The organism is Streptomyces luteolifulvus, from assembly GCF_008806595.1.
Taxonomy (GTDB): Bacteria; Actinomycetota; Actinomycetes; order Streptomycetales; family Streptomycetaceae; genus Streptomyces; species Streptomyces luteolifulvus.
In genome coordinates this window covers 1-7,348 of record NZ_VZRB01000079.1, presented here as the reverse complement: position 1 = coordinate 7,348, position 7,348 = coordinate 1, and the positions used below count along the sequence as shown (strand labels likewise).

The following is a 7,348-nucleotide window of genomic DNA, read 5'->3' as shown; positions in this document are numbered from 1 at the left end:
GCATCGCCACACGCTTCGACAAGACGCCCGAGAGCTACCTCGCCGGCCTCGAACTCCGCGCCTCGATGATCTGGCTCGGAGATCTCCTGCAAGCAGCCGATTGATCACGACTCCAGACAGGCCCTAGGGGGTGTCGCCCTGTGAGGTTGGGGACGCGGTCGGTGGGCCGTCAGGCCGTGCCTTCCTCCGCCTGGTCCCGCAGGAAGTTGCTCACCTGGTGGGCCAGGCTGTCCCGGACCGTTCCCTGGTGAGCACGGTTCTCGTCGAGGCCGACGCCGATGCCGCCCGCCCACAGCCGGCGGCCGGTCCACTCGTCGTCGACGCGCACCTGGATCTGCACGTCGATCTGGTTCAGCGACGCCTCCGGCCCGGCCGCGTACAGCACGGCGGTGGCCCGGCGCAGCGGGTAGACGTCGAAGCCCTCGATGAACTGCGAATTGCGCCAGTCGATGAAGGCGCTCTCGCCGTCGGGGCCGAGGCGCACATCGATCTGACCGTCTTCGAGGTGAACGCCGAAATGGCGCAGACCGCGGTTCTCCACGGTGACCCGCACACTGAAGTACGTCAGCCCGTCGGCGGCGTCGTCCCGTCCACGCGGCGGCTCGGACGCCTCCAGGCGGTGGACACGGACGCGCAGACCGGCATGCTCGTCGTACTCATGCCAGTCCCCGATCACGTTCGGCTCGTACACAGTGCACCTCTTCGACCTCAGAGAGCTGCTTCCTATCTGTGCGCTCAGGGCACTGTCAAATGAGCGGAATGCGCTGTGGCCAGCGAATTCGCCCCCTTGATCGCTGATCAAGGGGGTGCGCAGGGAGAATCCGCGCGCCGGGGGGACAACGGTGTCCGGGGGCGTGCCGTACATCACGTTCCCGGCCAAGATCGGCGGCCCGGCCGCCGCAGGCGCTGCCGCACACCCCTCCGGGTCGTCGGGGCGAGGCCGACGGCCGGTCCGCCGGGGATCAGCGGCCCGCGCCGCGCTTTCCCGAGCACCGTACGGAATTTCATGCGACGAATCCCGTGGAATTCGGGATCGTGCACTCTCTGTGCAATTCCTCCGCGTCGTTCGGCGACGATTCAGAATCACCCCGTCGCACTGCGTCACCGTTTTCGCGGAATTGTTTTGGAACCATCGTCCGCGGGAATCGGCACTGCAGTGCTTCGGACAGGAGGCACGTCCGTGGGAGCCGGCCTCCGGTCCCGGTGTCCTCCGTCAGGTCCCCGTCCGCGCCTCCCATGGTGTCTGTCCCGCCAGCACCTGCTGAGGAGGTGCGCGCCATGCGCGTCACCACCAGAACGAAGGCGCACCCGCACGACGACGCCCCCGACACGACCAAGGACTTCGAACGGCTCGCGCGGCTGCCGGAGGGGCCGGAGCGCAAGGCGCTCCGGGACGAGCTGATCCGGCTCTGGCTCCCCATGGCCGAACGGATCGCCGTCCGCTTCAGGGGACGCGGCGAGTCCGTCGAGGATCTGTACCAGGTGGCGGCGCTGGGCCTCGTCAAGGCCGTCGACCACTACGACCCTGCGCGCGGCACCGCCTTCGAGGCGTACGCCGTACCCACCGTCACCGGCGAGATCAAGCGGCACTTCCGTGACCATCTGTGGTCGCTGCATGTGCCGCGTCGCGTCCAGGATCTGCGCAACCGGGTGCGCCAGGCCGAGAAGGAGCTCTCGCAGACGATCCCGGGGCGGCCTCCGACCGTCGCCGAGATCGCGGCGTACGCGCGGATGAGCGAGGACGAGGTGCGCACCGGCACGGAGGCCCTGGAGTGCTTCTCCGCGCTGTCGCTGGAGGCCGAGATGCCCGGCACGGACGGCTACGCCCTGACGGACGCGATCGGCGGGCCGGACCCGCGCTTCGACGTCGTCGTCGACCGTGTGGCCGTCACGCCCTGCCTGGAGGCGCTGCCGGAGCGCGAGCGGACCATCCTCTACCTGCGTTTCTTCCGGGGGATGACGCAGAGCGGGATCGCGGAGCAGCTCGGCATCTCGCAGATGCATGTCTCCCGCCTGCTCAGCAGCTGCTTCGACCGACTGCGCGAGGAGGTGCTCGCCGAGGCCGGCTGACCCCGGCCGACCCGGACGGCGCCCTCACTCCGTCGGTGCCTCCGGAATCTGCGTGGGCCCGTACCGGTCGAGCGTCGCTTCCAGTTCGGCCCCGACGGTCGGCGGCATGTCCCCGGTCCGTCCCCAGACCAGGATCAGTTCCGCGACATTGCGGAGCTTGATGTTCGTGTGCTGGGAGACCTCCTTCAGCACCTCCCACCCCTGGTCCGGCGTCACTCTGCCGAGCGCGACGAGCATGCCGATCGCCTGGTCCACCACGGCGTGCGAGGAAACGGCCTCCTTCAGCTGCTCGACTTCTTCCTGCAGCTCGAAGATACGGTCCGTTTCGTCGCCGGGGTCGTGCGGTGCCGATGCCACGCGTCCATCGTGTCACTCGTCCTGCGCCGTGCCACCGGGCCGGAGGGCCGCCGGCCACCGTTTCGACGCCGCCGCGGGGGTACTCGGCAGGCGCCCCGAGCGGTTCCGGCCGGACACTGGGTGGTGAGACCCGCCCGGTGGCACAGGCCGACGAGACCAGGACGCGACTGCCATGAAGCACGACTCGAGAATCCCCGGTGGCACGACGGACGTCGTCTCCACGCACTCCGTCTTCGGCGCACCCTGCTGGGTGAGCCTGACCAGCCGCGACCTGAAGACCACGGAGGACTTCTACACGGCCGTGCTGGGCTGGCGATGGCAGACGGCCAAGCTGGGCGAGAAGTTCCGGGTCGCGCTGGCCGGGGGAACGCCGGTCGCGGGAATCGCCGGGGTCGCCACCATGTGGCAGATGGCGGTGGCGTGGACGCCGTACTTCGCCGTGCAGAGCGCGGACGACGCCGTGGCGCGGGTGCAGGAGCGCGGCGGTACGGCGGCGGTCGGCCCGATCTCCTTCCCGCCCGGTCGGGCGGCGCTGCTGGCCGACCGGGACGGCGCCACCTTCGGGATCTGGGAGGGCGAGCTCATCTCCCACTGGGAGAAGTGGCGGCGCGCTCAACCCGTCTTCATCAGACTGCACACACGGGACGCCTTCGACGCCGCCATCTTCTACGGCGAGATCTTCGACTGGGCGTCGTCGCGTCCCGGCTGCTGCGAGGTCCGGTACGAGGGCGGCGAGGTCGTGCTGCGCAGTCAGGGTTACGTCGTCGCGCGCATCGTGTCGGGGGCGCTGGAGTCGGCCCCCGACCCCACGATCCGCCCCCACTGGCAGGTCCACTTCACCGTGTCGGACGTATCGGCCTGCGCGCGGGCCGCGGAGCAGCACGGCGGCAGCGTCCTGTCCAAGGGCGGCGAGGAGGTCGTCCTGCGCGACCCGGACGGCGCCCAGTTCACGGTGACCGCGCGCCGCGAGCGCTGATCCGGGACGTCAGCGCGCCGGACGGGAGGGCGGGCGGGAGAGCAGCACCAGGCTGCGGGACTCGACGGTCAGGCCCGTTCCCGCCTTGTGCTCCGACTCGTCGGCGCCCTGCGGCTCTGCGGTGTCGACGAGTGTCGTCCACCGTTCGCCGTAGGTGACGTCCGGCAGCCGGAAGTCGACCGGCTCCCAGCAGCCGTTGAACAGAATGAGGAAGGAGTCGTCCACCACGGGCCGGCCGCACGGGTCGGGTTCGGCGATGGCGTCGCCGTTGAGGAAGACACCGACGCTGTGCGCGTCGGAGCGCTGCCAGTCGGCGTCCGTCATCTCGCTCGCGTCCGGCAGCAGCCACACCAGGTCGGGCAGCTGCCGGCCCGCGCGCCTGACCTGCTGGCCGCGGAAGAACCGGCTCCGGCGCAGCACGGGGTGGGCGGCGCGCAGCCCGATGACGTACCGCGTGAACTCGGTGAGGTCGCGCTGCTCGCCGGTGACGGCCCAGTCGATCCAGGAGACCTCGTTGTCCTGGCAGTAGGCGTTGTTGTTGCCGCGCTGGGTGCGGCCGAGTTCGTCGCCGTGGCTGAGCATCGGGATGCCCTGCGACAGCAGCAGCGTGGCCAGGAAGTTGCGCTGCTGACGGGCGCGCAGTTCCAGGACGGCGGGGTCGTCGGTCGCGCCCTCCGCACCGCAGTTCCAGGACCGGTTGTGGCTCTCGCCGTCCCGGTTGCCCTCGCCGTTGGCCTCGTTGCGCTTGTCGTTGTAGGAGACCAGGTCGTGCAGGGTGAACCCGTCGTGCGCGGTGACGAAGTTGACGCTGGCGCGCGGCCGGCGGCGGCTGTGCGCGTACAGGTCGGCGGAGCCGGTCAGCCGGGAGGCGAACTCGCCCAGCGAGTGCGGCTGTCCTCGCCAGAAGTCCCGTACGGCGTCCCGGTACTTGCCGTTCCACTCCGACCACAGCGGCGGGAAGTTGCCCACCTGGTAGCCGCCCTCCCCCACGTCCCACGGCTCGGCGATCAGTTTGACGCGGCTGATCACCGGGTCCTGCTGGATCAGGTCGAAGAACGCCGACAGCCGGTCCACCTCGTGGAACTGCCGGGCCAGGGTGGCCGCGAGGTCGAAGCGGAAGCCGTCGACATGCATCTCGGTGACCCAGTACCGCAGCGAGTCCATGATCAGCTGCAGCACGTAGGGGTGCCGCATGAGCAGGCTGTTCCCGGTGCCGGTGGTGTCGTAGTAGTGCCCCCAGTCGCCGTCCACCAGGCGGTAGTACGAGGCGTTGTCGATGCCGCGGAAGGAGAGGGTGGGACCCCGCTCGTTGCCCTCGGCGGTGTGGTTGTAGACCACGTCCAGGATGACTTCGAGGCCGGCCGAGTGCAGCGCCTTCACCATCGACTTGAACTCGGTGACCTGCTCTCCGCGGGTGCCGTGAGCGGCGTAGGCGTTGTGCGGGGCGAAGAAGCCGATCGTGTTGTAGCCCCAGTAGTTCGCCAGTCCGCGGTCCTGCAGCACACCGTCCTGCACGAACTGGTGCACCGGCATCAGTTCGACGGCGGTCACGCCCAGCGCGGTCAGGTGCTCGACGACCGCGGGGTGCGCGAGGCCGGCGTAGGTGCCGCGGAGTTCCGCGGGCACCTCGGGGTGGGTCCGGGTGAGCCCGCGGACGTGGGCCTCGTAGATGACGGTGTCGGTGTACGGCCGCCGCGGCGGGGCGTCGTCGCCCCAGTCGAAGGCCGGGTCGGTGACCACACCGAGCATGGTGTGCCCGGCGCTGTCGGAGCGGGAGGGGCCCTCCGGTGCGCGTTCGAAGAGCGAGGGGTGGTTGTCCGCCTGTCCGTCCACGGCCCGGGTGTACGGGTCGAGGAGCAGCTTCGCCGGATTGCACCGCTGGCCGAGCGCCGGGGACCAGGGCCCGTGCACCCGGTAGCCGTAGCGCTGGCCGGGTCCGACGCCGGGCAGATAGCCGTGCCACACAAAGCCGTCGACCTCGGTCAGCGGGACACGGCGGTGTCTGCCGTGGTCGTCGACGAGGATGAGGTCGACGGCTTCGGCGACCTCGCTGAACAGGGCGAAGTTGGTGCCCCGGCCGTCGAAGTCGGCGCCCAACGGGTAGGGGTGCCCGCTCCAGGCGGACACCCCTTGCCGGCTGCGGCGCGCGGTCACCGCGCGCCCTCCAGCACACCGACACCCGTACTCGCCGGGCCGGCCAGCATGGCGGCCGGCACCTCCTCGCGGGGCACCTGAAGCCCCTCGCGCAGGCTCGGGGCCGGCGCCGTCGGCACCAGCGGGACGCGTTCGCCGGCGCGGGCACGCTGCGAGAACCAGATGACCTTGCTGCCGGTGTCGGTGGCGCAGCAGCCCCATCCGTCGCTCATCGCGGCGAGGCGCTCCAGGCAGCTGCGGAGGTCCTGGTCCGGGCGCAGGTCGCGGTCGTTGCCCCCGATCGCGGTGATGAGGTGCTGGCCGTTCCACCACATCTCGATGGACGTGTTCTTGTCCGTCGCGTGTTCGTCGATGGCCTGCAGCAGCATCTCGGCGCTGTGGCACACGGGCTCGACCAGGGTCTCCAGGTCCCAGAACCGGAGGTGAGCGGCCATGATGCGGCTGACCTGTCCCACCCGTTCCGGGCTGACTTCCACGTCGAGGTGGTAGTAGCAGGGCACTGCGGTCTTCATCTCGTTGGCTCCTCACCGGCGAGGCTCTCGCTCCTCCTGCCCCCTCGGGGACTGGGCCCCGACCACGGAACGTGAGCACTGATCGCTCCTGAGTAAGCTCAAGAGTGAGAGAGCTACGCCATTCGTGCAACACGAGCACCTCAGCGAGGTAGTTGAAGAACCAACAAGACGCCACGTGTTCGCGCGTGCACCATGAGTGAAGACCTCGATGCCCGTAACGGATCGTTCCGTGCCTGTGTGCACGGCCGCCGCCCGACGGTCGGGAGACGTGCGTTCGAGCCCCTGAAAGGTGAACGGCGCCATGCTGCTACCGGCCAAAGCCGAAGTCGCCCGGCAACTGCGGCGGTACCGGGCCTGGGAGCGCATGATGCTCGCGTCCCCCGCCGACCACGCCGCGCGGGCCACCTTCGAGGACTCGGGTTACACCCTTTGTGTACTGATGGGGAAGCGGTGCGCGCGCGAGGCCGCGGACGCCGCCGAACGCTATCTCCGGTCCACACCCGCCACCTACCTGCGCGAGCAGGACGAGCGGCCCCGGCCGGGCAGCCTCGCCCGGAGAGGCCCGCCGAGGCGGCACCGGCGTTCCCACGCCGGGAGGTGACCCCTCCCGGCACCGTTCCATCCCCGGCCGGGCCAGCAGGCCCGGCTTTCAGCACGGCGGAGGTGACACCCATGAATCCGATCCCGGCCATCGGCCGCATCCCTGTACGTGATGTTCGTCCGGCCGTGGAGTGCGGCAGGCGCCCCGCCAAGGCAGTGAAAGGAGAAACGTTTCTTGTCACCGCGACCGTGTTCCGCGAGGGCCATGACGCGGTCGCGGCCAACGTCGTACTGACGGACCCGGAGGGCACGCACGGCCCCTGGACCCCGATGCGGGAACTGGCCCCGGGCACGGACCGCTGGGGCGCCGAGGTCACCCCGGACGCCGAGGGCCGCTGGACCTACCGTGTCGAGGCCTGGAGCGATCCGGTCACCACCTGGCGCCGGACCGCCCGAATCAAGGTGCCGGCCGGCATCGACACCGGACTGGTCCTGGAGGAGGGCGCCGAGCTCTACGAACGTCTGGCCGCCGGAGTGCCGCAGGGCCCCGCGCGTGCGGCGGTCCTGGCCGCCGCCCGGACCGTCCGCGACGACTCGCTGCCGGTCGCCACCCGCCTTGCGGCGGCGTTGACGCCGGAGGTGGATGCGGTGCTGGCCCGGTATCCGCTGCGGGAGCTGGTGACCGCGTCGCCGACGCTGGAGCTGCTGGTGGAGCGGGAGCGGGCGCTGTACGGCGCCT

At 70.5% G+C, this 7,348-nt stretch carries 8 protein-coding genes; 4 read left to right on the top strand and 4 right to left on the bottom strand.

Annotated elements, in window-relative coordinates; genetic code table 11:
- Positions 1 to 169: 169 nt before the first annotated feature.
- Positions 170 to 691, bottom strand: a complete 522-nt coding sequence (locus F7R91_RS41435; protein WP_150959007.1) for a hypothetical protein — start codon at positions 689 to 691, stop codon at positions 170 to 172.
- A 587-nt stretch (positions 692 to 1,278) separates the two neighbouring features.
- Here F7R91_RS41435 and F7R91_RS41430 point away from each other — a divergent pair.
- Positions 1,279 to 2,070 carry a SigB/SigF/SigG family RNA polymerase sigma factor gene (locus F7R91_RS41430; RefSeq protein WP_150959005.1) on the top strand — a complete coding sequence of 264 codons (792 nt, stop codon included), beginning with the start codon at positions 1,279 to 1,281 and terminating at the stop codon, positions 2,068 to 2,070.
- A 24-nt stretch (positions 2,071 to 2,094) separates the two neighbouring features.
- Here F7R91_RS41430 and F7R91_RS41425 read toward each other — a convergent pair whose 3' ends face one another.
- Entirely contained in the window at positions 2,095 to 2,427 is a 333-nt protein-coding gene (locus F7R91_RS41425; RefSeq protein WP_150959003.1) for an ANTAR domain-containing protein, read from the bottom strand.
- Positions 2,428 to 2,599: 172 nt separating this feature from the next.
- On the opposite strand from F7R91_RS41425, the gene F7R91_RS41420 reads away from it, so the two are divergent.
- Positions 2,600 to 3,403: a VOC family protein gene (locus F7R91_RS41420; RefSeq protein WP_150959001.1), complete on the top strand. Its 804-nt coding sequence runs from the start codon at positions 2,600 to 2,602 to the stop codon at positions 3,401 to 3,403.
- A 9-nt stretch (positions 3,404 to 3,412) separates the two neighbouring features.
- Here the strand turns inward: F7R91_RS41420 and glgX are convergent, their stop codons facing one another.
- Together glgX and F7R91_RS41410 are read right to left on the bottom strand one after the other, a co-directional pair.
- Complete coding sequence (gene glgX / locus F7R91_RS41415; RefSeq protein ID WP_191971893.1) at positions 3,413 to 5,557, bottom strand: glycogen debranching protein GlgX; 2,145 nt, start codon at positions 5,555 to 5,557, stop codon at positions 3,413 to 3,415.
- On the bottom strand, positions 5,554 to 6,069 hold the full coding sequence (locus F7R91_RS41410) for a pep a2 (protein ID WP_150958999.1): 516 nt from the start codon (positions 6,067 to 6,069) through the stop codon (positions 5,554 to 5,556). Before F7R91_RS41410 ends, glgX begins: the two co-directional genes overlap by 4 nt.
- Positions 6,070 to 6,370: 301 nt before the next feature.
- Here F7R91_RS41410 and F7R91_RS41405 point away from each other — a divergent pair, with 301 nt between their 5' ends.
- Entirely contained in the window at positions 6,371 to 6,670 is a 300-nt protein-coding gene (locus F7R91_RS41405; RefSeq protein ID WP_150958997.1) for a DUF5133 domain-containing protein, read from the top strand.
- A gap of 71 nt (positions 6,671 to 6,741) precedes the next feature.
- Positions 6,742 to 7,348, top strand: a 607-nt coding sequence (locus tag F7R91_RS41400) for a maltotransferase domain-containing protein (protein ID WP_150958995.1), incomplete at its 3' end; no start/stop codon positions are given.

What these genes read in the sequence shown, in the direction of transcription:
- F7R91_RS41430 (WP_150959005.1), top strand. Translation starts at nt 1,279, where the DNA reads ATGCGCGTCACCACCAGAACGAAGGCGCACCCGCACGACGACGCCCCC.
- F7R91_RS41420 (WP_150959001.1), top strand. Translation starts at nt 2,600, where the DNA reads ATGAAGCACGACTCGAGAATCCCCGGTGGCACGACGGACGTCGTCTCC.
- F7R91_RS41410 (WP_150958999.1), bottom strand. Translation starts at nt 6,069, where the DNA reads ATGAAGACCGCAGTGCCCTGCTACTACCACCTCGACGTGGAAGTCAGC.
- F7R91_RS41405 (WP_150958997.1), top strand. Translation starts at nt 6,371, where the DNA reads ATGCTGCTACCGGCCAAAGCCGAAGTCGCCCGGCAACTGCGGCGGTAC.